The organism is Halioxenophilus sp. WMMB6 (assembly GCF_033283405.1).
Classification (GTDB): Bacteria; Pseudomonadota; Gammaproteobacteria; order Pseudomonadales; family Cellvibrionaceae; genus Halioxenophilus.
The window spans coordinates 313,706-339,118 of sequence record NZ_JAWMQR010000002.1 but is presented as its reverse complement, the minus strand read 5'-3'; the positions used below and the strand labels follow the sequence as shown (position 1 = coordinate 339,118).

The following is a 25,413-nucleotide window of genomic DNA, read 5'->3' as shown; positions in this document are numbered from 1 at the left end:
TTAGCGGATAATAAACGGATACTGTTCGCGCGGTGCTACGTCGTGAGTGTCGCGATAGGAGACAGGTTCGCGTCCACCCTCATCCTTAATGCCATACTTCTTTCCCATCTCGGCTCCAATTACCGTCTGTCCACTCAGCTCCATTAATTTCGGGTCGTTGTAGAGCGCCCAGGTGACATGGCCGGTAAATTCCGGCGTTTCGGTAATGTCGGCCAGGTAGCCATATTTTTCCGGGTCGGACTCAATCACCAGTTTCAAGCGCTCGGCTTTTAGGGCACCCATCCAAACGGAAATGGCGGCGACGTTATAGGGTTTTAAATCGACCGCCATATCGGCGGCGAATTTGTCCATACCCGCCTTGTGGGCGCCATAGACCGGGCCGTAAACATAGTGCACCGAGCCGGAGGCGGAGGTGAAAACGATCATGCCATGTTGGGCTGCAACCATTATTGGCGCGGCGTAGTAGCTGGCCACATAACTGCTGCGCAGCCCCACCTCCAACATATTGGCAATACCCAGGGACTTCTCCCAAAAGTTACCTGGCTTGGTGAGGTCGTCGTCCAATGCACAGGCATTATTGACCAGAATGTCGAGCCCGCCCTGTTCGCGCTCTACCTGTTCAAACAGGGCTTTTACCTCTTCATCAACGGCGTGGTCTACGCGCACGGCGATACCTTTACCACCGGCCGCGGTGACCGCCTCGGCGGTCTCATAAATGGTACCGGGCAGGGGCGAGTCAGCCGGCTTTTCCGAACGGCCAGTGACATAAACGGTACAACCGTGGCTGCCCAAAGCAATGGCGATACCGCGGCCGGCACCGCGACTGGCCCCGGTGACGACGGCAACGGTGGGTCTATTCGACATGGAGTTCTCCTGCAAAAATTCGCGTAATTATTTGGTTACCTGAGTAACTGGCTATTCGCTTAGGCGAACGGCTCATCGCCGGCGATTTGGGTGCGGTACATTAAGCGGCCGCTATCGAGTGGGTAGGGGGTGGCGCGGTGCATGGTGCCGGTGTTATCCCAAATCACCAAATCGCCCAACTGCCACTCGTGGCTGTAGCTGAACTCCGGACGGGTGGCCCAGTCGCGCAGTTTGGTGAGCAGTGCCCAGCCCTCCTGCAGCTCCATGCCCTCCACGTGGGAGGCGGTGGAGCCCAGTACCAGGGATTTACGGCCGGAGCGGTGGGTCCATACCAGAGGCAGGGTATTGGGCTGGTAGGTCTGCCACTGCTGCAGCTCTTCATAGGTGGGTTCCGGTTTTACATAGCGCTGGGAGGCTTCAAACAGGTGGACCACCTTTAAACCTTCGATTGCGGCTTTCTCCTCGTCGGAGAGGGCATCGTAGGCGGCGTAGGTGTTGCAGAATTCGGTGCGGCCACCGGTTTCCGACAGGCGCCTGGAACTCATCACCGAGGCAAAAATGGGAATATCCAACATGGTGCCGTCGATATGCCAATAGAAAGCCCCTTTTATGTATTCCGCTTTTGGGTTCTCTAATGGGTCCATGGTGATCTTGGAAATTTTGTAGTCGAGTTCGCTATTGCCTAGGGTTTTGGTAAAGGCGATCTGCTGCTCGTCGCTGAGATTAAGCGCGCGAAAGGCAACCACGCCGCGCTCTTCCAGCAGGTTGCGAATCTCTTCGGAATATTTACCGCTTACCAGTTCGTCGATATCGGCTTTCAGCTCACTGGCAATCTTGGGGGTGAGGTCGGTGCGAATTAAACCGCTGCTGGCAATGGCGCTCTGCGCTGTCATGGGAGCCTCCGGGCGAGGGGTGTTTTTATAGGGTTGAGTGATCAACTTGAGTTATTGGTTTTATCAGCCGCTCGCGATTATAACGAACAGAACTGAACGGGTGTTCAGTTTTATATCATCAGCACTGCCTAAAAGTCAATCAGGCGAGCAATACGGCGGTAGACGCGCGTTGAATAAGTGGTGGCTGAGCGGCGGGCAAGAGCTAGCTGCGAAGCGGATGAGAGACTGATAAAAGGGCGGATAAGGGCCGGGAGGAGAGGCGGTAAGTGGGTGGAGCTTAGCTGTCGCTGCATGCCAGTTGGGTGAGCAGCTGTTTGATCAGCTGTTGCGCTTCGGCGTGACCGAGGGTGATGCCCAGGCCCGACTCCAACACCAGAGTGCGCGCTACACCAATCAGCAGCACATTCAAGCCTAGGCCATCTCTACCCATCTCCCCCAGCTTCTGCTCATCCACCAGTTGTGCCAGCGCCTCCGCCCGGCGGCGCCGCTCCTTTTCGGTGAGAGTGGCAATCTCATCGCGAATCGCTTTGCGATGGTTGGCCATGGCCATAAATTCAATGGCCAGCGCGGTGTGTGGTTGATTGCAGTAGGTGGCCCAGAGTGCCTCAATGGCATTGGCCGAACTAAAAGCGTCATCGACCTTGGCGACCTCGCGGGCGGCGGCGCGGCGAAATACCGCCAGGTAGAGGTCGTCGGTGGTGGGGAAGTAGTAGTGCACCAGGGGCGGCTTCAGGCCGGCCTCCTTGGCGACCCGACGGCTGCTGACCGCGGCGTAGCCCTCGGCCAGCATCAACTGCTCGGCGGTATCCAAAATCAGGTTCAGCGACACCTCGCCTTTGGGGCTGGTTTTGCTGGTGGTTTTCTTGGTGCGGGGTTTGGGGGCGGCAGCTTTGGTCATCTTGTGCGGGCGAGTCGTCGCTACTGGGCGGTGGCTAAGGTGGCTGGATGCTAAAGGCGGTTAATGTACCACATCGAAGCCGAGCGGAATCTCTGTTTGACCAAAATGGTCTATTTGTCCCGGCAAGATTAAATTCGAATAAGAGTTCGCGTACACTCCGGCGAGCGTTACGCACCTTTGGCAAGTTGTTGGGGAGTTGAATGAAAAAACCTGTAATTGCACTGCTGGTCGGCGGCTTGGTGGTGGCATTGTCGATCTGGTTATACGGCCACAGTCATGGCGATACTGGCGATCTTACCTTTTACGGCAATGTCGATGTGCGGCAGATCTCTCTCGCCTTTGATGGCAGCGGCCGCCTGCTGACACTTAATGTTGAGGAGGGTGATAGCGTCAGCAAAGGCCAACTGCTGGCGGTGCTCGATACCCGTGATTTAGCCCTGCAGGCGCAACAGGCCGAAGCTCAAATTGAAGCCCTGCGCCAGACTCTGGCGAAACTGAAAAACGGTAGCCGGCCGGAAGAGATCGAGCAGGCCCGCTCGCGCTTGGCGGCGGCCAAGGCCGAGGCCAAGCGCGCCGAGCTGGAGCTGGCCCGGCTCAAAGATATCGACATCAAAAGTGATGGTCGCAGCGTCAGTGTGCAGGAGCTCGACCGTGCGCTGGCCGCCAAAGAGGTGGCCGAAGCCCAGGTCGCCGAGCTCACCGATGGCCTGCGTCTGGCGGAACAAGGCCCGCGGGCAGAGGATATCGCCGTGGCCGCGGCGCAGCTGCAGGCCTCACAGGCGCAACTGGCGCTGTTGCAATATCGCATCAGCCTGGGCGAGCTGAGCGCCCCGGCCGATGCCGTGGTCCGCTCCCGCCTGCTGGAACCCGGCGATATGGCCTCGCCGCAAAAACCGGTACTGGCGCTGGCACTCACCCAGCCAAAATGGGTGCGCATCTATGTACACGAGCCAGACCTCGGCCATATTCAGCCGGGTATGGCCGCGCAACTCTTTACCGACAGCCAACCCGACCAGGCCATCACCGGCCAGGTGGGTTATATCGCCTCGGTGGCGGAGTTCACGCCGAAAGCGGTGCAGACTGAAAAGCTGCGAACCAGCCTGGTGTATGAGGTGCGCGTGGTGGCGGACGACGCTAATAACCAACTGCGCCTGGGCCAGCCGGTGACGGTTGTGCTGGGTAACCGCCAGTGACTGCAACCGGCGCCTCGATTGTTGCGCGGGCCGTAACCAAAACCTACCTCGGCCCAGACGGCCAGCCCTTTCAAGCCCTGCGCAATATCTCACTCTCCATCCATCCGGGCGAGCTGACCGCCCTGGTCGGCCCCGACGGCGCCGGTAAGTCGACCTTTATGCGCATGGCCTGTGGTCTGCTGAAGGTCGATGGCGGCAGCCTCACCGTGCTCGGCCACGACGCCAGCCGGGAGCCCCAGGCGATACAGGACCGCATCAGCTATATGCCCCAGCGCTTTGGTCTGTATGAAGATCTGAGCGTGCAGGAGAATCTCGACCTCTACGCCGACCTGCACGGGGTGGCCATGGCCGAGCGCCGCCAGCGCTTCGCCCGGCTGCTGGCGATGACCGACCTGGCCAAATTCACCGCCCGCCCGGCGGGCAAGCTCTCTGGTGGCATGAAGCAAAAGCTGGGGCTGGCCTGCACCCTGGTGCGCTCGCCGGACCTGCTGCTGTTGGATGAGCCCAGTGTTGGCGTCGACCCCCTCTCCCGGCGCGACCTCTGGCAGATTCTCGAGCAGCTGATTGACGAGGAGCAGTTGAGCGTGGTGGTCAGCACCGCTTATATGGATGAGGCCGAACGCTGCGCCCAGGTGTATGTCTTGAACCAGGGCGAGCTGCTGGCCGAAGGGTCGCCTGCCAGCCTGCGTACGCGGGCAGCGGGGCTAACCTACAGAGTGACGCCACCGACGGGGGTGCCGGCGCGCAACTGGCAGGCACGGCTGATCGATAACCGCGAGCTGATCGTCGATGCCGTGCCCAAGGGTGGCGCCGTGCGCCTGATTCGCGAACCCCACTGCCGCGAAGCCGAGATCAGCCAGCTACTGGACGGCGCCGAACTGCAGGCGCGGCCGGCGGAGCTGGAAGATGCCTTTATGCTGCTGCTGCGCCGCCACCAAAGCGATGACCAACCCGGCCCACAGGCACAACCGGTCGCCAGCCAAACTGCGGTCACCGCCCCGGCCGAGGGAGAGGCGGTGATTCGGGTACGCAACCTGGTGCGCAAGTTTGGCGACTTCACCGCCGTCGCCAGCACCTCGTTTGAGGTGGCGCGCGGCGAGATTTTTGGCCTGCTCGGCCCCAACGGCGCCGGCAAAACCACCACCTTTCGCATGCTCTGCGGGCTGCTGCCGGCCAGTGGCGGCCAGCTGGAGGTGGCCGGCCTCAACCTGCGTCATGCCCGTGCCCAGGCGCGCGGCCGCATCGGCTACGTGGCGCAGAAGTTCTCACTCTACGGCCTGCTCAGTGTGCGCGAAAACCTCGACTTTTTTGGTGGCGCCTACGGCCTGCGCGGCCGCCATCTGCGCAGCCGCATCGCCTCTGTGCTGGCGCAGTTTGACCTGGATCCGGCCGCCACCAGCGGCGACCTGCCCGGTGGCTTTAAGCAGCGCCTGGCGATGGCGGCGGGGCTGCTGCACGAGCCGGAGATCCTCTTTCTGGATGAGCCCACCAGTGGCATCGACCCCATCGCCCGCCGCCTCTTCTGGCGCACCATCACCAGCTTGGCCGAGAGCGGTGTCACTGTGGTGATCACCACCCACTTTATGGAGGAGGCCGAGTACTGCGACCGTATCGCTATCCAAGATGCCGGCCAGCTGCTGGCCCTGGGTACGCCGCAGCAAGTGCGCGAGCAGGCCGGCGGTGACCAGCACAGCGATATGAACAGCGCCTTTATTGGTGTGGTGGAGCAGAGCCGGGTCAGCCTGCAGCGGGCGGGGAGCGGCTGAGCATGGTTGGTTTTACCCGCCGTTATATGGCTCTGGTGCGCAAAGAGACACGGCAGATGGTGCGCGACCGCTCCAACCTGGGGGTGGGCCTGCTGCTGCCGGTCACGCTGATTCTGCTGTTTGGCTACGGCCTCTCCTTCGATGTGAAAAATGCCCCCATTGCTGTGGTGATGGCCGACCAGAGCCCCACCGCCCGGCAGTTTTACTCGGCCCTGGAGGGCTCGACCTACCTGGCGCCCAAGTGGGTGTCGAGTATGGCCGAGGCCGAAACCCTGCTGGGTCGGGGCGAGGCCGACGCCATTGTCCGCCTGCCGGTCGACTTTACCCGCCAGCTGGCCGCCGGCCAGGCCCAGGTACAGCTGTTGGTGAACGGTATTGATGCCACCTTGGCGGCCACCCTCGAGGGCTATGTTAACGGTGCCATTGCCAGCGTCTTCCAGCAGCAGGCCGATCGCGTCGGCGGCAAGTCCAGCGCCGGCGGCGTAACCCTGGTGCAGCGCATCTGGTTTAACGAAACCGGCGACAGCACCTGGTATCTGGTGCCGGGCTTAATTGCCCTGGTGATGACCTTGATCGGCGCCTTTCTCACCTCGCTGCTGATTGCCCGGGAGTGGGAGCGGGGCACCTTCGAGGCACTCTTTGTCACCCCCGTGCGCCCTTTGGAGATGGTGCTGGCCAAAATAACCCCCTTTATGGTGATCGGCATTATCGACCTGGTGTTGTGCTTGCTGGCCGCCAAGTTTCTGTTTCAGGTGCCGGTTCGCGGCTCCCTGCTGGTGATTGTGATCGCCTCGCTGCTCTACCTGCTGGTGTCGCTGCAACTCGGCCTGTTAATTTCCGGCGTTACCCGCAATCAGTTCCAGGCCAGCCAGGTGGCCATGCTGTTGAGTTTTCTACCGGCGCTAATGCTGTCGGGCTTTATCTTCGACCTGCGCAATGTGCCGTTGGTGATCCAGGTGGTCAGCCAGATACTGCCGGCCACCCACTACATGGCGCTGATTAAGACGCAATTTCTGGCCGGCAACGACTGGCTGATGGCCCTGCAAAAGTGCGCGATTCTGCTACTGCAACTGCTGCTGATGATCATCGCCACCCGCCGCACTCTGCTGAAGAAGTTGGATTAGATCATGAGTTTCCTGGTGGAATATTTTTGGCGGGTGCTGTTTCTGTTTCGCAAAGAGTTGTTGGCGCTGGTCAAAGACCCAAAAAACCGCCTGGTGCTGGTGGGCCCGGCGTTGATTCAGTCGATGCTGTTTGGTTACGGTGCCACCTACGATCTCAACTACGCCCCCTACGCGCTGCTCGACCAGAGCCGTGGTGAAGCGGCCCGTGAACTGATGGCCCACATCGACGGCACCGGGGTGTTTGTGCGCCGGGCCGAGCTTGGTAACAGCAATCAAATTGCCGGTTTAATTGATGCCGGTGAGGTGTTGCTGGTGTTGACCATTCCGGCCGATTTTGACGAGCGTCTGGCCCAGGGCCAGGCGGCGCCGCTGCAGCTGATTCTGGATGGCCGCAACTCCTCCACCGCGGCTGCGGCCGCGGCCCACATCGGCGCCATTGTCGGCACTTTTAACCGCGCCCTGAGCAGTGCCGCCGGCGCGCCGGTAACGGTTGAGCGGCGCGCCTGGTTTAACCCCAATTTAGAGTCCCGCTGGCAGTTGATGCCGGCCATGATCGCCGCGCTCAGTATGTTGCAAACCCTGTTGATCGCGGCACTGTCGGTGGCCCGTGAGCGGGAGCAGGGCACCTTCGATCAACTGCTGGTCACCCCGTTAACGCCGCTGCAGATATTAATTGGCAAGGCGCTGCCGGCGATCTTCGTTGGCCTGGTGCAGTCGACCATCGTCTTTTTGATTATTCAGTTTTGGTTTCAGGTGCCCATCGCCGGCTCGGTCTGGCTGCTCTACCTGGGGCTGGTCGCCTTTACCACGGCGGCGGTGGGGGTGGGGCTCTCGCTGTCGGCGGTGTCGCTCAATATGCAGCAGGCGATGCTCTACACCTTTTTGTTAATCATGCCGCTGATGCTGCTCTCCGGCCTGCTCACACCCATCCGCAATATGCCCGAGGCGTTGCAGATTGCCACCTATCTGAATCCGTTGCGCTTTGGTATTGAGCTGGTGCGGAGGGTCTATCTGGAGGGGGCGGGTTTTAGCCAGGTGGCGGTACTGTTTGTGCCGATGCTGGTGTTATCGGCTATCACTCTGCCGCTGTCGGCGTGGCTGTTTCGTCACCGGTTGGCCTAGGCCTGTTAACACTAATTTAGCACCACTGCTGGAGGTCAGTTTTTTGTCCAGCTAGGCGCCAGACGTGCCATGTAGTGGGCCTACATAAGCGGCTGGCAACAACGCTGGGCAAAAAACTGGGCAAAAAACTGGCCCCAGCCCGAAGGGGTGAGCCTGAAATGAGCTCGCTCGTTGTTGCTCACCGCTGATTTGGGCCCACCAAACTACGCAGCTCGCGCCTAGATCGAGCTCATTTCAAGCTCAACAGAGGTGCTAAATTAGTGTTAACAGGCCCTAGCTATTTTTTTGATGGCGGCTTTTTTCGAGAGCGGCCTTTTTTGTTATGAGTCTTAAGCTATGAAAGAGATGAAAATATTGCGCCTAGTTTTTGTTTCTATTGCATTGCTTATACTTTTTGGTGTCATGCTCGGCTTGGTAATTCATGGCTACTTAATTGGTGACATGCTTGAGTTTGGTCGGCACAGAAGTGGTCATCACGAAGTTAGCAATGATCCTGAGGGATTTTGGTATAACTTTATCGCTTGGGTCTTATTTTTCGTATTCTCAGCAACGGTATTGATCAAAGCTTTTATAAAGCATGCCCAGAAAATTAAAAACTCATGACAAGCGCAAGTACAGTCGTCAAACAGCTTTGGTCTTTGGTCTTTGGTCTTTGGTTTGGAGGCCTGTGCTGTACGCGATAACGGCTTGTTTCAAACGTCTAAATACGACCCTGGTATTGGCTGAGCCATTGCCAATACGCTTAAACTCCACCCTGAATCGCTTGCGTAAAAAACATCTCTCATGCAAACGGACGAGTGGGTAGCAATCAGCGGCTGGCGTAGCGAAATTTATTAATCAGCTTCAACAGCCCTTGCGCCTGGAGTGTGAGATAACCACCCATAAGCAGTTCCACCACCGTTACCGCAAGGTTGACCTGGTCGTAGAGCTGACGGCTGTTGTCATAGTGGTAATCCATCATCGACAACAGCGCCAGGTTATGGATGAGATCGGGAATGGCTCTCGCCAAAATAGTGATGCCGAGCAGGGTAAAGCCGGCCAATTGCAGTTGCTGGGCATCGCCGGAGAGGGTCGGGCTTTCACGGTTGGTTTTGGGTAGCAGCCAGCGAGCAACGGTGGCTGGGAATTGAATAAATAGCGCTATGGCCACCAGGCACAGCACTGTGCACACCGTGTAGACGGCAAGCAGTGGCATTGGGCCTTGCTCGGGCATCACCAGCTGAAACTGTTGGTAGGTGTAAAAAAACGAGCTGGAAAATTGCAGCAGTTGAAAGCCCAGATAGAGGCCAAGCAGGCGGATGCCGATGGCCAGCAGTTCGATGGTTTTCATTAGAGTCCCTTCTTGTCAATTATTAAAACGCATTCGATACGGAGCGGTACCCGACTAAACGGTTTAGGTGTGATAGACGTGCACCGGTTTCAGATAGACAACCACCCGCCGCTGTTGGCTTGGGCAGTCGGCCGATTCTACCTCGCCGTACCAGCTGGCCACACCCATGTTTCTCTGGGTGATTTGGTTCAAGTGGTCAATGGCGTGGTCGCGCTCAATTTTATGCAGCCTGCAGCGCAGGGAGATGTACAAATTGTCATCGGCCGGGTCGGCCATTAACAGGGTGGCGCGCCCCTCCCGGCGAATATTGGTCTCTTTCGGCGAGCCCGCCAACATATTGAGCTTCAGATAAGTGCCGTCAAAATCGGGCCACACCAGGGTGGATTGGATAGAGCCATCCTTGGCCAACACACTTAACGTGGCTGTGCCGGGGCCGCACAGCCGTTTTTGGTAAAAGTCCGGTATCGCTCTCATGGTTTCCTACAGTTAACGGTCAGCCCGCTGCTCTGGTGCAGCAGCGCTTATCGGTTGTGAATAGAGTGATGCAGATTTCCGTGTTAGGGCTGCTCCGTCTGTGCGGCAATCCAGGCGTCTACCCTCGCCTCCAGCAGATCCAGCGGCAGGGCGCCCCGCGCCAAGACAAGGTCGTGAAATGCGCGGATATCAAACTTGTCGCCCAGTGCCGTTTCCGCCTTGGCGCGCAGCGCTTTGATCTTCAGCTCGCCCACCTTGTAGGCCAGAGCCTGGCCAGGCATGGTGATATAGCGGTCGATCTCCACCTCGATATCGTGCTCCGCCTTGCCGGAGTTCTGTTTGAAGTAGTCGATCGCCTGTTGCCGGCTCCAACCGAGGGAGTGCATGCCGGTATCGACCACCAGCCGTATCGAGCGCCACATCTCATAGGTGAGCTGGCCAAATTTGGCGTAGGGGTCGCGGTAGAGACCTATCTCGCCGCCCAGACTCTCGGCGTAGAGCCCCCAGCCCTCGACAAAGGCGGTGTAGTAGAGATCCTTGATCAGCGGGTGGATGCCGGCCTGCTCCTGCATCAGGGCGATCTGCAGATGGTGGCCGGGCACCGCTTCGTGCAGGGTGAGCGCCTCCATCTCCCACTTGGGGCGGCTGTTCAGATCGTAGGTGTTGGCAAAGAAGTAACCGGGCCGTCCCGCCACAACCGAGCCGGGCTCGTAGTAGGCGGTGGTGGTGGCGGGGGCGGCATAGGCCGGCACCTCTTTTACGCCATAGGGCAGGCGCGGCAGGGTGGCGAACAGCGTGGTCAGCTGGGGGTCGATGCGCTTGGCGATATCACGGTAGGTCATCAGCAGCTGCTGCGGGTCGTCGAAGAAGAACTGCGGGTCGCTGCGCAGGAAGATAAAAAAGTCGGCCAGGCTGCCGCTGAAGCCGGTCTGGTTTTTAATCGCCGCCATCGCCTGGCGGATGCGCGCTACCTCGCTTAGGCCCAGCTCGTGAATCTCGCTCGGCGTTAAGTCGGTGGTGGTGTATTCCCGCGCCAGGGCGGCGTACCAATCGTCGCCATTGCGCAGGGCCGAGAGGCCAATGCTGGTGCGCGCGCGGGGTATGTAGATGCTTACCAGGTAGTCGCGCAGCTGGCGAAAGGCGGGGTAGGTCTGCTCGGTTAGGGCAAGCTTTGCGGCTTGGCGCAGGCGCGTCTGCTCGGCGGCGGGAATAGTCTCCGGCATGGCGGTGAAGCGGGCGTAGAGGGGGCTGTCGGTGACCGGCACCGGCATCAGGCTGTCGATCTGCGCCGGCATACCCTTCAGGGTTACCTGAGGGGCGGTCATCCCTTTCGCCAGGCTGCGCTTCAGCAGCTTGGTGGTCTGCTCCAGCAGCGGTGCCGCTGCCTGCAGACGGGCGACGATATGGTCGTAGTCGGCCACCGTGTTGGCGGGCATTATGGCAATCACCTGGGGAATGGTCAGCTGAATGCCACTCATGGCGTTGATTGGCCAGGGCGGCGCCACCGAGGGGCTCTGGCCGCTGAGCATGCGGGTGTAGTGGTTGCGCTCGATCTCCGCCTGCAGGGATTTTTGCACCAGCCGGTAGTCGAGCCGGCGCTCGGGCGGCAGGCCGGCTGGGTCGATGGTCTCCAGAATGGTTAGAAAGCGCACCGGCATATCGCGCCGGTAGCTCATGGCCGCCGGCGAGAGGTCGGTCCAAGTGTCGCTGTGGCCGGCAATGCCGTTGTAGGTGGCCAGCTCCGGGTAGTTATCGAGCTGCCACTGCCAGATCAGATCAAACAGCTGCAGCAGCTGCGCCGAGGGCTCCAGGCCAGCCTCGTTGCGGGCCAGGGTGGCCAGCGCCTGTTGTGTGGGCATGGCGGAGTTGGCGGAGCAGGCGGTTTGGGTGCCGGTGGCGATCACCGCCAGGGTGAGCAGCAGAGTGCAGGCGCGAAGGCGTAGGGCCATAAGTCAGTTCCTTTGGCTAATGTGGCAAAAGGGGGCGGGTTGGTATCCAACCCCTGTGACGAACAAGCACGCATAGAGGGTAACCATTCCTGGCCCGCGAATCGAGAGCGGCCGGCCCTGGGCTGGCCGAAACCTGTGCGCCACTGCCCGGTTTCGCCGCCCGTCTTAGGTGGCCGGATTGTATTACCCCTGAAATTGAGTAACCTGCCGGCAGCGCCTATAACTAATAGGAACCACCGATAACAATAACGGTACCTAGCTATGCTGAACGCTGAGCAGATTCTGGCCGAGGCCGAACAGGCGGTTGGTGTGAGTGACAACGAACCCGCCGTCCGTGCCAACCTTGAGCGCCTGTGCGCCGATATCAACACGCAAGCCGAGCTCACCGAGGAGGGTTGGCGGCGCACGCACCTGATGCTGGTAAACGATGCCTGCAACCGCCTGGAGGGGGTGAAGTGGTTGCGCCAGCACCCGGAAATTGGCGACGAGCCCATCGAGCAACCGCTCTTTCTCACCGGCCTGCCCCGCTCCGGCACCACCTATTTTCAATACCTGTTCGACTGCGACCCGCGCTTTCGCCTGCTGCGCACCTGGGAGGCTTTAACCCCCTCGCCACCGCCGGGGGCAGACCCGGCCGCCGCCGAGCAGCGTCGCGCCGCCTGGGCCGTGCGCCGCCGTCAGCTGGCGCCGGAGGTAAAAAACTTTGCCGCCATGCATCTGCACGACGAGGATGGCTCCGAGGAGTGCCATATCTTTCTGCAACAGAGCGCCGGCGCCGCCGGCTTCAATAACTTGTTTCGCACACCCGGCTACTTCGACTACCTTTTGGATGAAGCCGACCTGGCCGCCAGTTATCGCATTCACAAGCGCCAGCTGCAGCTGCTGCAGTGGCAGCGGGAGCGCAAACCCTGGGCGCTGAAATACCCCAACCACCTGCTGGCGGTGCCGGAGATTATGCTGGTCTACCCGGATGCCCGCTTTGTCATGACCCACCGCGACCCGCTGCAGACGGTCGCCTCCATCGCCAAGCTCTCTTACCACCTGCGCCTCGCCCGCGGTCTGCAGGCGGTGGACAAGATTGTGCTGGGGCGGGAGATGACCCACTTTATCAAGCGCCACGTCGAGCGGCTGCTGGCGGCGGTGGATGGCCCCTATGGCGCGCGCATCAGCCATGTCGACTACTACGCCCTGGTGGCGGACCCGGTGACCGAGATGATTAAGGTGCATCGGCAACTGGAGCTGGATACCCCGCCCGAACTGCAACAGGCGGTGGCCAACTGGCACCGGGATAACCCCAAAAACGCCCGCGGCGCCAACCACTACACCCTGGCCGAGTTTGGCCTGGATGAGCCGGCCCTGGAGGAGCTGTTCGCCGACTATATGGCCCGCTTCAATATCCCCCGCGAGGCCGACGGGCTGGCCCGCAAGCAATAGGCGGGTCGTAACCCGCCCACGCCTGCCATCATCCCCGCCGGGATCATCATTACCACCACAATAAATTTACGTCTCACACGGGCGACCGCCGGTCGCCCCTACGGGATTCGGGTTGCCTCGGGCGTTCAATATTTCTGTTGTAGGCAGAAAACCGTTCCTTCGTTTTTTGCATTCCCCGCCATCCATGGCGGTCGGCGATCGGCGATCGCCCGCGAGGTTTGGGTATCTGCGAATTAAAATTACCTGCGATGTGGGCGACCACCGGTCGCCCCTACGGAGGTTCGGATTGTCTTGGGGTTTAAATATTTCTCCTGTAGGGCAGAAAACCGTTCCTTCGTTTTTTGCATTCCCCACCATCCATGGCGGTCGGCGATCGGCGATCGCCCGCGAGGTTTGGGTATCTGCGAATTAAGATTACCTGCGATGTGGGCGACCGCCGGTCGCACCTACGGAGGTTCGGATTATTTTGGGGTTTAAAAATTTCTCATGTAGGGCAGAAAACCGTTCCTTCGTTTTTTGCATTCCCCACCATCCATGGCGGTCGGCGATCGGCGATCGCCCGCGAGGTTTGGGTATCTGCGAATCAAGATTACCTGCGATGTGGGCGACCGCCGGTCGCCCCTACGGAGGTTCGGATTATTTTGGGGTTTAAAAATTTCTCCTGTAGGGGCGATCGGCGATCGCCCGCGAGGATTGGGTATCTGCGAATTAAAATTGCCTGTGATGTGGGCGACCGCCGGTCGCCCCTACGGAGGTTGCTGAGGTAGGGGGAGGGTACCTGCTGAGGTATCCGGGGGGTACCTCTAACTGAGCGCGAGCTCGCTTAGAGATCGCTCGCCGACCCTTAAAGCGTCGCCGGTAGTGCCGATTGGGTGGCTTGCCGGAGCTTTTTGGCAGGCACCCGGCCGACCACGGAAGCGATTGGTCGAAATCGTTTGCCCTTATCGCCCGCCCATACCTCCCCGCCGGAAAGCCGGCCCCCACAACCCGCGCACCAAGGCTATGCCTCGGCCGCTAATGGCCGCTTCTGGCCAAATAAATTTGCGCTGTTTAACGCTTCGGGCCGGCAAATAGGGACTGCCTCTCATTTTGCCAAACCCTTTTTTGAGCGAGGTAAAAGTGGCGTCTATTTTTTTATAAACGGGTTGTTCGCAAATTATTAATTGAGTGCGAAAAGGAAGAGATCATGTCGGTGGTTACGGCTCGGCTCGACAAGTTATTCAGGCACACTGGCGCTGCCCTGGTGGCACTGCTGTTCACCGCTGCGGCACTCGCTGGCGAACCCAAGTTCAGCGACTACCCCTCCCACCCCATCAACAACCACCTGAAAGCCATCGACTGGCAATCCGACCCCGACGCCAACTACTTCCAAAGCCGTCTGCGCGACCACCTGGGTGAGGCCCCCAACTTTGCCGGTGACCAGGTGCTCAGCTACTGGGGCTGTGGCGCCAGCTGTCAGATGGTGGGTATGGTCAACGCCAAATCCGGCCGGGTGACCATCGCCCGCGAGCTGATTGCCGCCAACGGCTTCTGCTACCAGGCTGACAGCCGCCTGCTGGTGGTCAACCCGCTGTGGAGCCCGGACGAGGAGGGCGGCGACTACTTCTTTAAAACCGCCTTCTACCTGTGGGACGGCCACCAATTCAAACTGCTCGCCAAAACCGCCCCGCGCTTTGTCGCCTGTGACGACAGCAGCGAGCGCGCCGCCAACAGCGGCCCGTAATGGGCTGATTATCGCTTCTCGCTCGCGACGGCCCAGCGCCGATAACCTCTGGCTGGAGGCCGACGTGGAAGCTTGGCCGTTATCAGGCTCTGTTTTTAAGCCAAGTGAAACCAGTAAAAGTTGTGTGTGACCTTAGGGGCCTTTTGGCCCCTTTTTTGTCTGTTTTTTAAGTTGCAACAGTTACCGGTTAGCGTGGCCAAGTGCGCCTGGCTACACTTCAATGGATTCAGTGGGGAAGAAAAATCATGGAACCGAAAAAACTGCGCCGCTGGTTAAGCGACTCCTATAAAAAACTGTTTCAGCGTAAAAAGTTAAAACGGTTTGTGCACAAACACGCCAGCTATACCCCTATGCATTTGCGTGCGCATACCCGGCGCAGCAAGCGCCTCTCCCAGGAGTTTCGCCAGAATTTTCGCCACTCCACCCGCCGCAAACGCTGCCGTCGGGCGGGGCGCGGTTAACCCATTTTTTTGAAGGCAGGCCGTTGGGTGACTATCTTGTTATAGGTTAGGGGCCATGGTGGCGCCTACTGATAACCGCTATGCAATGGATGAGTGACTTATGGCCGTAGAGAAAAAAGTTCGATCACCCGCACGCAAGCCCGGCCTATGGTCTGCACTGCTGCTAACCTTGGCCGCAGCCGGCGCCGCCAGCGCCGCCAGCGCCGATTCACCGAAGATGGCCGACTACCCGGCGACCCCTGTGGCCGGCACCCTGCAAACCATCGATATGAACTCCGACCCGGACGCGGGCATGTTTAAAACCCGCTTGGGTTACCTGATTGGCGAGCCCGCCAACTTTGCCGGTGACAATGTGCTCACCTTCTGGGGCTGTGGTACCGGTTGCCAGATGCTGGCCATGGTCAATCTGCCCACCGGCAAGGTGACGGTTTTTAGCGAGGAGCTGATTGCCAGTAACGGCTACTGTTATCGCGCCGATAGCCGGCTGCTGATGGTGAACCCGCTGGAGGAGTATATGGAGCCTGAGGATGCCTACTACTTCAAAACCGGCTTCTATTTGTGGGATGGCAGCCAATTTAAGCTGTTGGCCGAGACCGCCCCGGTGCACCCGGATGGCCCGTGTGATATTGGCGAGTAGCGCGCTTTAATTCGTAATATCCAACACTGGACGCATCGAACGGGCCGCTGTGCATCGGCGGCCCCACCTCTGAATAGCCTACCTGAACGGACAACTGGCCCAGACTAGATCATCCGCCGCAAAATATTGGTGCCGCGCAACTGGTGCTTAAACACCGCCAACAGATGCACCAACACACACAGCGCCAACAGGCGAGTGCTGATGATATGCAGCTGATCAAATACCTCAATTACAGTCGGTGAGGCGACCAGATTGGGCACCAACAGCAGATGGAAAATCGAAAAGGGGGCATCCATGCGCATCACGCCGGAGACCAACACCACACAGGTTAACCCGTACAAGGCCCAGTGCATGGCCCGCGCCAGCCAAACCTCGGCGGTGGAGAGGGCCTGGCCATAACCGGGCTTCTGGCTGACGGAACGGTTGAGTAGGCGCCAGGCAAAGAAGGGGATCAAGAGCGAGGTAATCGAGACATTAAAGCCGCCAATAGCCTGCTCCAGCGACTTGCTCACATGGCCCAAAGAGACCGTTAAACCACTCACCGTCGCCCACAGAATGACCGAGGCGTGCAGCCAGTGCAGCCAGCGGGAGGTGACATCGTACTTCGCTAAATCGGTGGCCATAACAACCTCAAATGATAGTGGTTCGCAATCGAGAAAAGGTATCGATTGCAGGGGTGGCCGTCAATAGGCGTTGGCGCCGGAAGTGGTAAAAGCTTAATTGAGATCAAGTTTTTGACGGTGGGGGTGGGTGTAGTGCTACGGGTGTCACTGTTTGTGTGTGGTGGGTGGCACAGTAGGTTTAATCGGTTAATGGCTCTTCACTGATAGGTGAGTGCAGTAGAAGCTAAACCGGAAATTATTTTTCCATAAATGTATAAAATCGGTGCGGCCGTTTCGTAATGTTGATCTGGGTTGGATAAGAGTAATTATTTATTTTATTTATCTGTTCACCGCGGTGGTCAAAGATAATAACGATTTTCACGTTGATGGGTTTGGTCGTTTGGTTGTTCCGAGTCTGTGGGTAATAGTCCATCCGTCCGCATTTTCATAATGGCAATATACCCGCAAGTTGAGCTGGTTGTTGGTGGGTTTATTTGAAGGAGTTTTTTAATCGGTTTATCGTCCTTTGGATCTTGCATTTTTATAAACCAGCTATTTTGAATAGCTCTCGTTCTTGGGTAGTTTATTTAATTATGAATTTTCGAATTGGTGAGCTGTTGCAGGTCTGGATGCAATCTGTCTGATGTATTGTTAGGCCGGCCAAATTAAAAACAGTAGTGGGATTTGTGGTTTACATCCGTGTAGACCATCCCTTGGGTGTCCAAATTTGCTCCAGGCAATGTTGTGAACCTCGGACATTTGCAAGTCCGAAGTCCGACTGCATCGGCCAAATAAAAAAACGAGTCCAAGATTTGTAGTGATACTTCGCAATGGCGGGGGCATCCACGCCACCGACTCGCCAAATAAAAAACCCCAGTCCTGGGACTGGGGTTTTTTATTTGGTGGAGGCGGGGGGATTTGAACCCCCGTCCGCCAGTGCGCCGCTTTAAGCTCTACATGTTTAGTTCCGTTTATTAATTTAACACCAGGCGACCCAACGGGCAGGGTGCATGATGTGAGCTTGGTAATAATTTAACAGCGCCATCCCAAGCGTGCTTTGCTGCGATCCTGTTCTGTATGACAGTCAATAACGCGGTACAGGCACCTTGTTAAAGACCGCTAGCGGCCGTAGCGGCTAGATGGTGGATCATCTAGGCTGCATTAAGCAGCTAGTTGAGCACCGTAGTTGTCATCGTTTGCAACTATTAGTTTACAGCTTTGGATTAAGGTGATTGGCTGTCATCACCACATGCACTTAAAGTTTTGTCACCGTCGTCGAATCCTAATCGCCCCCGTAAACTGGGAGGTTTGCCGGGTGGTTAGGCAGATAAGCGATGTCATCACTTATGGTTTCATTAGATGGGGGCTTTGAACGAAAGTTCAAGCGCCAATTTAATGAAGTTTGGCGATCCTACAGTACTCGGATAGCTATGCCAAGAAAAGCTTGTTGTGCATGGCTGGCGGGGCTTTCGGAGGGGGTGCTAGCACAGGATTAAAGATCCGCTATTGTACAAAAGTATTAGATCTGTTTAAGCCTGCATGTGATCCAAATCAAATTGATTAGCCACCCTTGTATATAATTCATCGAAATAAGAAGTTACTATTCTTATATTAGCGATGGCTGGGTCAGGCTTTCGATGGATTGGGCTGTTTCGATAGGAGCAGAGGTAATGCTCGAAAATATCTCGAAGTTTATTAGCGGTATCGTTGAGGGGCGTGACCCCGATCTTAATGGCCATCACCAGCGGTTGGCCGACAAAATTGTCCACTTCGCCGATCATGTTGGTTGCTCCGCCGAGGAGCGGCATCTGCTGGGTATCGGCGCCAGTATTCACGATGTGGGCAAGCTTTCGATTAATGAACATATCCTCAATAAGCCGACACGCCTGACGGCCTCAGAGATGGCGTTGGTGCGCCAGCACCCGGAGATCGGCTATCAACTACTGAGCCCTTTAGGGCTGGACCCGCGGATTACCGATGTGGTTCGTTATCACCACGAGAACTTCGATGGCACCGGCTACCCCGGTGGTCTGGAGGGTAAGTCGATCCCTTTCCTGGCGCGTATAGTGCGCCTGTGGGACACGTTTGATGCCTTGACCATGAACCGCCCCTATCACAAGGGGGTGCCGATTGAGGAGGCGTTGGAGGTAATGGCGGGCAGCGAGCGGCACTATGATCCGGAGCTGTTGCGGGCCTTTCGCCAGTTTATCCTGGGGCGTGATAGCCGTAGCGAGATTGCCCGTGAGGCCGGCCCGGCTAATTGCAGTCAGGCAGCTACTTGTAACGAAACGGCTGGAGCGCAGCGAGCTTGCCCCTGTTAGGCCCGTTTTTGCGCCGCTAGCGCGGAGTAGACGGAAACGCAGTAGGGCACCAGGTAGGTGAGGCCGAGTTTTAGCCAATCGAGCGGGATCATACTGCCAGTCACCAATTTATCGCCGTGGTTGATAGTGGCCAGTATGGTGCCCACAACCAATGCCACCTTGATGGCGCGGTAGTGAATTGGGGAGAGGGTAACGCTGCTCAATTGGGGTGTTAACTGTTGGCTTGGCGCATCACGCGCCCTTTTTGACGATCCCAGTCCCGCTGCTTTTCGGTTTCGCGTTTATCGTGCTGCTTTTTACCTTTGGCGATAGCGATTTCACACTTCACCATATGGTTTTTCCAGTAAAGCGACAGGGCAACAATGGTGTGGCCTTTCTGTTCGGTGGCTTCCATCAGTTTGTCGATCTGTTTGCGGTGCAGCAGCAGTTTGCGCTTGCGGGTGGGTTCCACAACATAGTGGGTGGAGGCGCTCTGCAGCGGGGTGATCTGGCAATTTAACAGCCAGGCTTCGTCCTTTTCGAACACCACGTAGCAGTCGGTGAGCTGGCCCTTGCCGGCGCGCAGGGCTTTTACTTCCCAGCCAAGCAGAACTAAGCCCGCCTCGAATTTCTCTTCTATATGGAAATCAAAGCGCGCTCGTCGGTTTTGGGCAATAACGTTGCTGCCCGGCTTTTTCTTGGTTTTTGACATGGCGGCGGATTATATAGGTGGCGTTTGCCTTGTGCTAGGTGCTGTTTACCTACTTTTTACCTACTGTTATTCAAAAGCCGTCCATGGCTTTTGAATAACGTCGCTCGCTTCAAACTGGCGCAGGGGCGTGGCCCTGCTGGCCTGAACCTCGCTCGCACTCGCGTTGCTCGTGACGGGCATCCTGCCCGTTTTTTACCTGCTGTTACCCAAAAGCCATCCTTGGCTTCTGGGTAACGTCGCTTGGTTCAAGCTGGCGCAGGGGCGTGGCCTTGCTGGCCTGAACCTCGCTCGCACTCGCGTTGCTCGTGACGGGCATCCTGCCCGTTTTTTTACCTGCTGTTACCCAAAAGCCGTCCATGGCTTCTGGGTAACGTCGCTTGGTTCAAACTGGCGCAGGGGCGTGGCTCTGCTGGCCTGAACATCACTCGCACTCGCTGTGCTCGTGGCGGGCATCCTGCCCGTTTTTTTACCTGCTGTTACCCAAAAGCCGTCCATGGCTTCTGGGTAACGTCGCTTGGTTCAAACTGGCGCAGGGGCGTGGCCCTGCTGGCCTGAACCTCGCTCGCACTCGCTGTGCTCGTGGCGGGCATCCTGCCCGTTTTTTTACCTGCTGTTACCCAAAAGCCATCCTTGGCTTCTGGGTAACGTCGCTTGGTTCAAACTGGCGCAGGGGCGTGGCCCTGCTGGCCGGAACCTCGCTCGCACTCGCGTTGCTCGTGACGGGCATCCTGCGCGTTTTTTTACCTGCTGTTACCCAAAAGCCATCCTTGGCTTCTGGGTAACGTCGCTTGGTTCAAGCTGGCGAAGGGGCGTGGCCCTGCTGGCTTGACCCTCACTCGCACTCGCTCTGCTCGTGACAGGCGTCATGCCTGTGCTATTGGAGATGGTTTAGCGCAGGCTTTGTATAAAGGTGGCCAGGATCAGCAGCGGACAGACGAAGCGTACGTACATGGGCCAAATTTTAAAGAAGAGGCTCTGCTCGGCGTTGTCCATGCCGGGTTTGAGGGCGTTGAGCACCTTGTTGCGGTGCCACAGCCAGCCGACAAATACACACAGCAAAATACCCAGTACCGGCTCGCTGTAGACGGTGGTGAAGTTGATCACCCAGCCAAACAGGGCGCCGAAGTTGAGGCAGATGCCCACAGAGATGAGAAAAATCAGGCTGCCGATAATCAGCGTAGCCATGCCGCGACCGATTTTGGTGTTTTCGGTGGCCAGGGAGACGGGCACCTCCAGCATGGAGATGGAGGAGGTAAGGGCAGCGATGGTCATTAAGGTGAAGAAGGCGAAGGCGACCAGGGTGCCGGCGGTGCCCATAGAGCCAAACAGCGCCGGCAGCACCTGGAAGATGAGATCGGGGCCGGCGATCAGTTCGCCACCATCGGTAAAGACGTTGGTGCCATACTCTTTGGCGACGTAGATGGCGGGCAGAATCAGCAGGCCGGCAATAAAGGCGATGCCGGTATCGGTGAGGGTGACGATGGCGCCAATCTGCGGCAGGTTCTCCTTGTCGCTTAGGTAGGAGCCGTAAATCAGCATGGTGCCCACGCCGAGCGAGAGCGAGAAGAAAGCCTGGCCCATCGCGCTTAAAAATACCTGCGGTTTGAGATCGCTGAAGTGGGGAATCAGGTAGAGTTTCAGCCCTTCACTGGCGCCATTTTGGGTAAGCACATAGATAATCAGTACCACCAGTAACAACATCATCACCGGCATTAAACGGGTGGACCAGCGCTCAATGCCGGCGCTTACACCGCGCGAGATAATGGCCATGGTCAGGCCCATAAAAATGGCCGTAAAAATAATATTGCGTTTCAGGCCAAAGGCGACCAGCCATTCGCTCCACTGGCTTTGGCCAGCCATGGTGGTGAGCGACTCAGCCCAGTGGGCTACCATCCAGCCTGCGACGATGGAGTAAAAGCTGTAGATCAAACTGGCGATGATCACGCCGTAACCGCCGATTAAAATACCCGCCCAGGGGATGCCGCGTTCACCGGCGATATCGCGCAGGGAGGTGACAATATTGGCGCGCGAGGCGCGGCCGATGACCAGTTCCGCCATCAACGCCGGATAGGCCAGGCAGAAGGCCAACACCAGGTAGACCAGCACAAACGCCGCACCGCCATTGCTGGCGGTGTTGGTGGGGAACCCCCAAATATTGCCGAGGCCAACGGCGGAGCCGGCCGCCGCCATCACAAACCCCATTTTGGAGGAGAAGAGTTCCCGGGATGCCATAGTCTGTCCTTCGCGAAATTTATGGTTTTGAAAATTGAGCGTTTGCAATCTGGCTGCGCATTAAATCAGTGAGGTGCCGAAGAATTTGCTGAGCACGGTATTAATGAATATCAGCAGTAGCAGCAGGGGAATAAAGGTACCCAGGGAGAAATTGATGTACTTCTCCATAATGGAACCCTTGTAGTCGGCATCGCCGTTTTCCAGCTCTTTATCGAAGTTGCGTTTTTTCCACTGGTAAACCACAAACACACAGATGAGGGCACCGTTGAGCGGCAGGATGGTGTCGTAGAAGACGTCGATAATCAGATCAAAAAAAGATTTGCACTTAGTGCCCGCCTCACAATTACCGTAGTTGATGAAGTGGGTGAAAAAATCGGCCATACCGAACGAAACCACACAGCCCAGGCTGACCACAATAATGGCTGCTCCAATCATCAGCAGCGAGCGGTTGCGGCCGCTTTTGAACTGATCCATCACCGCACACACCGGCACTTCAATAATGGAGATGAGTGAGGTCAGTGCTGCGAACAGTACCAATATAAAGAAGATGGCGGCGACGGTGGTGGCGCCAATGTAGCCGAGACTTGCCTCCAGCGCTAAAAATACCTTGGGCAGAAAGGTGAACACCAGCGAGACGGAGGAGCTGGAGAGTTCGTCGGGATTGGTGTTGGGATTGAAGGAGAATATCGCCGGTAGTACCAGCAGGCCGGCGGTAAAGGCGACGGCGGTGTCGGCAATGGCCACCAGGCGGGCAGATTCGGCGATGCTGGCCTGGCGATCCATATAGGAGCCGTAGGTGATCATAATGCCCATGCCGAGAGAGAGGGAGAAGAAGGCCTGGCTCATCGCGCCGTTGATCACCTGTGTGGTGAGCTTGCTGAAGTCGGGGATGAGATAGTACTTCACGCCGGCGAAGGCGTTGTCGCGGGTGAGAATAAACAGCACCATGGCGACCAGCATAAAAAAGAGCGCGGGCATCATTATTTTGGCACCGCGCTCAATCCCCTTCTGCACACCAAAGTGGAGGGTGATGGCAACAAAGGCGGCGACGATGACCAGATAGACAAACAGCGATTTACCGGTAATAAACGAGCCAAAAAATTCCGGCTCAGCCATGGCCCGCAGATTACCGCCAATGATCTCCAGCAGAAAACCCAGAATCCAAACCGTTAACACCAGGTAGAAGACGGCAATCATAAAGGGCGTTAGCACCGATAAAAAACCGCCGAAATGCCAGAGCGGGTGTTTGGGGGCGAACAGTTGGTAGCAGCCAAAGGGGCCGCGCTGACTGGCGCGGCCGGCGGAGAGCTCGGCCATCATTACCGGTACACACACCAGGAAGACAAACAGAGCGTAGATAAACAGAAAGGCGGCGCCGCCGTTTTTGGCGGCATTCACCGGGAAGCCAACCAGATTGCCGATGCCCACAGCCGAAGCGGCTGCGGCCAGAATAAACCCCAAGCGGGAGCCAAAATGTTCGCGCGAAGTGCTCACCATAAAAAATTAGTCCGTTAACTTGTTGTGTTCGAGGCCGGCCTCTCTGTTGTTGTAAATGGTGCGAGGCTGGCGGCTTGCTTTTTGTGATGGCTGGCCCGGTTGGCCGGTGACAGGCTCTGGATACTACCAAGTTTGCCGGGGCTTGTCGTTTGTGCTCTGCCCGGTTTGCCTGCGGCGCCCGGCTTCTCTACAATCTCGCTCCAATTCAAGTGGGTAGTTGCCGGGCGACAAATAGTGCTCTTGGGCACTAGACGTAAACCGAGGCCACTACCCGAACTTCTCACCGCTGACCCTGGATGCTCACACAGCGGTGATCAACTCCGCTTTGCACAAAGTGCGCCGCCGGCGCGTTGGTTGGGCGGCGACCCAGAAAACAGGCGAATCAGTGACGCGCATAGATAGATCGGCTCTTGTGACCTACTCCGATTGGGAGATGTTTAACCTGGTGAGCGACGTTGAACGCTACCCGGAGTTTATGCCCGGTTGCCAGAAGGCAAAATTGTTAGCTAGGGGCGACGACTGGATGGAGGCGACCCTGCAGCTCGGCAAGGGCAAGATTCACCAGACCTTCAGTACCCACAATAATGTGGTGGCGCCGCGCTCCATTGAGTTAACCCTGTTGGAGGGGCCTTTTAAAAAGTTTCATGGCCTTTGGACTTTCACCGCCCTGGCGGAGCGGGCCTGCAAGGTGGAGTTGAAGCTGGAGTTTGAATTTGCCAACAAGCTGGTGGCTGCGGCGGCCGGCAAACTCTTTGAGGCTGCGGCCAATCAACAGGTGGATGCCATCTGCCGGCGCGCTAGGCAGATCTACAGTTAGGGGTTGTTATGACAGACAGCGATGCCAAGATCACCGTGGAGGTGGCCTACGCCCGCCCGGACAAACAGAAAATTATCGCCCTGCAGGTGGCGCCCGGCACGACGGCACTGGCGGCGGTAAAGGCCTCGGGTATCGAGCGGGAGTTTCCGGAAATCGATATCGACAACGCCAAAATGGGTATCTTTGGCCAGGCGTTGGGTACCAAGGGGTTGAAAAAGGCTCATGAGCACGAGCTGCAGGCGGGTGATCGTGTGGAGATCTACCGGCCGCTGAAGTCCGACCCAAAAGAGGCGCGCCGACGGCGGGCGGAGAAGTCTGCTCAGCAGCAGGGTGAGGGTGAAGCTTAGGTTTCTTAACCCCGGCTGGCTGGCCTGGGGGCGGGTGTGTGAATCTAGACCAAAGTACAATTAACTTTGGTCGGGAGAGCGCTTAAAAGATTCCGGCAGTTTGAAGGGCTCGGTGAGTACCAGGTCGCTGAGCGAGTCGTTCATGAACACCACCACCACACTGTGGTTTACCGTTTTTGCACGGGGGTTGGTGTAGCTGTAGAAGTAGTCCCAGCGGTCGCTGACAAACGGATCATCGATTAACGGCGTGCCCATCACAAAGCGCACCTGGCGTTTGGTCATGCCCGGTTGCAGCTGGTCAAGCATCTCCTGTGTTACCACATTGCCCTGTTGGATTGAGATGCGGTAAACCCCCGGAAATTTAAGATACGAACACCCGGCCGTGATACTGATCAGAGAGACGATGGCGGCTAGGTAGAGCGTTTTTAGCATAACAGGGGTTCCACATTCGAAAGTGAACGGGGATAATACTCAAACGATGAAGATCTGAACAGTGCGGAGAAGATTTTACTGTGGAAAACCACGAACTTAGGAAAGTCGGATTAAAGGTTACTCTGCCCAGGGTGAAAATTCTGCAGATTCTGGAATCTTCCGAACAGCGCCACATGAGTGCTGAAGATGTTTTTAAAACCCTGATGGAATCTGGCGAAGATGTCGGCTTGGCCACGGTCTATCGGGTGTTGACCCAATTTGAAGGAGCCGGTCTGGTCGAGCGCCACAACTTTGATGGCGGCCACTCTGTGTTTGAACTCGACCGCGGCGATCACCACGATCACATGGTGTGTGTGCACTCCGGTGAGGTGGTGGAGTTTCACAGCGATGAGATTGAAAAACTGCAGGAAGAGATTGCCCGCCGCCATGGCTTTGAGCTCACCGGCCACAGCCTGGTGCTCTACGTTAAACGTTCCGGTCGTTAACTCCCCATTTGCCCACTGCACCAGCTGATTGCTCTGTGCGTCAGTTGGTTGATCCCTGTGTCTGCTGTGTGATCGAACGCGCAGTCGATCAGTCATCCTTACTACTCTGCCGTTTTAACAG

At 57.5% G+C, this 25,413-nt stretch carries 25 protein-coding genes and 1 other RNA gene; 13 read left to right on the top strand and 13 right to left on the bottom strand.

What is annotated here, in order from left to right; genetic code table 11:
- From SBL51_RS07260 to SBL51_RS07250, 3 genes are all read right to left on the bottom strand, one after another.
- Window positions 1-864 (bottom strand): SDR family NAD(P)-dependent oxidoreductase, encoded by an 864-nt coding sequence (locus tag SBL51_RS07260; RefSeq protein ID WP_317930229.1) that lies wholly within the window; start codon window positions 862-864, stop codon window positions 1-3.
- A 59-nt stretch (window positions 865-923) separates the two neighbouring features.
- A complete protein-coding gene (locus SBL51_RS07255) occupies window positions 924-1,757 on the bottom strand; it encodes a TauD/TfdA family dioxygenase (RefSeq protein WP_317930228.1) in 834 nt (277 codons plus the stop codon).
- A gap of 277 nt (window positions 1,758-2,034) precedes the next feature.
- Window positions 2,035-2,655, bottom strand: coding sequence for a TetR/AcrR family transcriptional regulator (locus SBL51_RS07250; protein ID WP_317930227.1), 621 nt, complete (start codon window positions 2,653-2,655; stop codon window positions 2,035-2,037).
- 200 nt (window positions 2,656-2,855) lie between these two features.
- On the opposite strand from SBL51_RS07250, the gene SBL51_RS07245 reads away from it, so the two are divergent.
- From SBL51_RS07245 to SBL51_RS07225, 5 genes are all read left to right on the top strand, one after another.
- Window positions 2,856-3,848, top strand: coding sequence for an HlyD family efflux transporter periplasmic adaptor subunit (locus SBL51_RS07245; protein ID WP_317930226.1), 993 nt, complete (start codon window positions 2,856-2,858; stop codon window positions 3,846-3,848).
- A complete protein-coding gene (locus SBL51_RS07240; RefSeq protein WP_317930225.1) occupies window positions 3,845-5,614 on the top strand; it encodes an ATP-binding cassette domain-containing protein in 1,770 nt (589 codons plus the stop codon). Before SBL51_RS07245 ends, SBL51_RS07240 begins: the two co-directional genes overlap by 4 nt.
- A gap of 2 nt (window positions 5,615-5,616) precedes the next feature.
- Window positions 5,617-6,738: an ABC transporter permease gene (locus SBL51_RS07235; RefSeq protein WP_317930224.1), complete on the top strand. Its 1,122-nt coding sequence runs from the start codon at window positions 5,617-5,619 to the stop codon at window positions 6,736-6,738.
- A gap of 3 nt (window positions 6,739-6,741) precedes the next feature.
- Window positions 6,742-7,860 (top strand): ABC transporter permease, encoded by a 1,119-nt coding sequence (locus SBL51_RS07230; RefSeq protein ID WP_317930223.1) that lies wholly within the window; start codon window positions 6,742-6,744, stop codon window positions 7,858-7,860.
- A 336-nt stretch (window positions 7,861-8,196) separates the two neighbouring features.
- A complete protein-coding gene (locus SBL51_RS07225) occupies window positions 8,197-8,463 on the top strand; it encodes a hypothetical protein (protein WP_317930222.1) in 267 nt (88 codons plus the stop codon).
- Between the two features lie 205 nt (window positions 8,464-8,668).
- On the opposite strand, the gene SBL51_RS07220 is transcribed toward SBL51_RS07225, so the two are convergent.
- The 3 genes from SBL51_RS07220 to SBL51_RS07210 form a co-directional block, all read right to left on the bottom strand.
- On the bottom strand, window positions 8,669-9,190 hold the full coding sequence (locus SBL51_RS07220; protein ID WP_317930221.1) for a hypothetical protein: 522 nt from the start codon (window positions 9,188-9,190) through the stop codon (window positions 8,669-8,671).
- A gap of 63 nt (window positions 9,191-9,253) precedes the next feature.
- Window positions 9,254-9,664, bottom strand: coding sequence for a hypothetical protein (locus SBL51_RS07215; protein ID WP_317930220.1), 411 nt, complete (start codon window positions 9,662-9,664; stop codon window positions 9,254-9,256).
- An 83-nt stretch (window positions 9,665-9,747) separates the two neighbouring features.
- Window positions 9,748-11,613 carry a DUF885 domain-containing protein gene (locus SBL51_RS07210; protein WP_317930219.1) on the bottom strand — a complete coding sequence of 622 codons (1,866 nt, stop codon included), beginning with the start codon at window positions 11,611-11,613 and terminating at the stop codon, window positions 9,748-9,750.
- A 261-nt stretch (window positions 11,614-11,874) separates the two neighbouring features.
- Between SBL51_RS07210 and SBL51_RS07205 the strand changes: the two genes are divergently transcribed.
- The 4 genes from SBL51_RS07205 (at window position 11,875) to SBL51_RS07190 (ending at window position 15,868) form a co-directional block, all read left to right on the top strand.
- The gene (locus SBL51_RS07205) at window positions 11,875-13,047 is read left to right on the top strand and encodes a sulfotransferase family protein (RefSeq protein WP_317930218.1); all 1,173 of its coding nucleotides are present in this window, start codon (window positions 11,875-11,877) and stop codon (window positions 13,045-13,047) included.
- 1,186 nt (window positions 13,048-14,233) lie between these two features.
- Window positions 14,234-14,770, top strand: a complete 537-nt coding sequence (locus SBL51_RS07200; RefSeq protein ID WP_317930217.1) for a hypothetical protein — start codon at window positions 14,234-14,236, stop codon at window positions 14,768-14,770.
- A 245-nt stretch (window positions 14,771-15,015) separates the two neighbouring features.
- Entirely contained in the window at window positions 15,016-15,231 is a 216-nt protein-coding gene (locus SBL51_RS07195; RefSeq protein WP_317930216.1) for a hypothetical protein, read from the top strand.
- Window positions 15,232-15,331: 100 nt separating this feature from the next.
- On the top strand, window positions 15,332-15,868 hold the full coding sequence (locus SBL51_RS07190) for a hypothetical protein (protein WP_317930215.1): 537 nt from the start codon (window positions 15,332-15,334) through the stop codon (window positions 15,866-15,868).
- A gap of 104 nt (window positions 15,869-15,972) precedes the next feature.
- Here SBL51_RS07190 and SBL51_RS07185 read toward each other — a convergent pair whose 3' ends face one another.
- Together SBL51_RS07185 and ssrA are read right to left on the bottom strand one after the other, a co-directional pair.
- Window positions 15,973-16,491, bottom strand: coding sequence for a cytochrome b (locus SBL51_RS07185; RefSeq protein WP_317930214.1), 519 nt, complete (start codon window positions 16,489-16,491; stop codon window positions 15,973-15,975).
- Window positions 16,492-17,370: 879 nt separating this feature from the next.
- Window positions 17,371-17,764, bottom strand: a transfer-messenger RNA (tmRNA) gene (ssrA, locus tag SBL51_RS07180).
- Window positions 17,765-18,140: 376 nt separating this feature from the next.
- On the opposite strand from ssrA, the gene SBL51_RS07175 reads away from it, so the two are divergent.
- Window positions 18,141-18,791: an HD-GYP domain-containing protein gene (locus SBL51_RS07175; RefSeq protein WP_317930213.1), complete on the top strand. Its 651-nt coding sequence runs from the start codon at window positions 18,141-18,143 to the stop codon at window positions 18,789-18,791.
- Here the strand turns inward: SBL51_RS07175 and nrtS are convergent.
- The 4 genes from nrtS to SBL51_RS07155 form a co-directional block, all read right to left on the bottom strand.
- On the bottom strand, window positions 18,788-18,994 hold the full coding sequence (gene nrtS, locus SBL51_RS07170; protein WP_317930212.1) for a nitrate/nitrite transporter NrtS: 207 nt from the start codon (window positions 18,992-18,994) through the stop codon (window positions 18,788-18,790). The two genes, SBL51_RS07175 and nrtS, sit on opposite strands and share 4 nt — an antisense overlap.
- 8 nt (window positions 18,995-19,002) lie before the next feature.
- Complete coding sequence (gene smpB, locus SBL51_RS07165; RefSeq protein WP_317930211.1) at window positions 19,003-19,482, bottom strand: SsrA-binding protein SmpB; 480 nt, start codon at window positions 19,480-19,482, stop codon at window positions 19,003-19,005.
- Window positions 19,483-20,370: 888 nt separating this feature from the next.
- Window positions 20,371-21,714, bottom strand: coding sequence for a sodium-dependent transporter (locus tag SBL51_RS07160; protein WP_317930210.1), 1,344 nt, complete (start codon window positions 21,712-21,714; stop codon window positions 20,371-20,373).
- A gap of 60 nt (window positions 21,715-21,774) precedes the next feature.
- Window positions 21,775-23,208, bottom strand: a complete 1,434-nt coding sequence (locus SBL51_RS07155; RefSeq protein ID WP_317930577.1) for a sodium-dependent transporter — start codon at window positions 23,206-23,208, stop codon at window positions 21,775-21,777.
- Between the two features lie 415 nt (window positions 23,209-23,623).
- Here SBL51_RS07155 and SBL51_RS07150 point away from each other — a divergent pair, with 415 nt between their 5' ends.
- A complete protein-coding gene (locus tag SBL51_RS07150; protein WP_317930209.1) occupies window positions 23,624-24,028 on the top strand; it encodes a type II toxin-antitoxin system RatA family toxin in 405 nt (134 codons plus the stop codon).
- 8 nt (window positions 24,029-24,036) lie between these two features.
- Window positions 24,037-24,375 carry an RnfH family protein gene (locus SBL51_RS07145; protein ID WP_317930208.1) on the top strand — a complete coding sequence of 113 codons (339 nt, stop codon included), beginning with the start codon at window positions 24,037-24,039 and terminating at the stop codon, window positions 24,373-24,375.
- A gap of 60 nt (window positions 24,376-24,435) precedes the next feature.
- Here the strand turns inward: SBL51_RS07145 and SBL51_RS07140 are convergent, their stop codons facing one another.
- Window positions 24,436-24,807: an outer membrane protein assembly factor BamE gene (locus SBL51_RS07140; protein WP_317930207.1), complete on the bottom strand. Its 372-nt coding sequence runs from the start codon at window positions 24,805-24,807 to the stop codon at window positions 24,436-24,438.
- An 80-nt stretch (window positions 24,808-24,887) separates the two neighbouring features.
- On the opposite strand from SBL51_RS07140, the gene fur reads away from it, so the two are divergent.
- A complete protein-coding gene (gene fur / locus SBL51_RS07135) occupies window positions 24,888-25,292 on the top strand; it encodes a ferric iron uptake transcriptional regulator (RefSeq protein ID WP_317930206.1) in 405 nt (134 codons plus the stop codon).
- Window positions 25,293-25,413 lie beyond the last annotated feature (121 nt).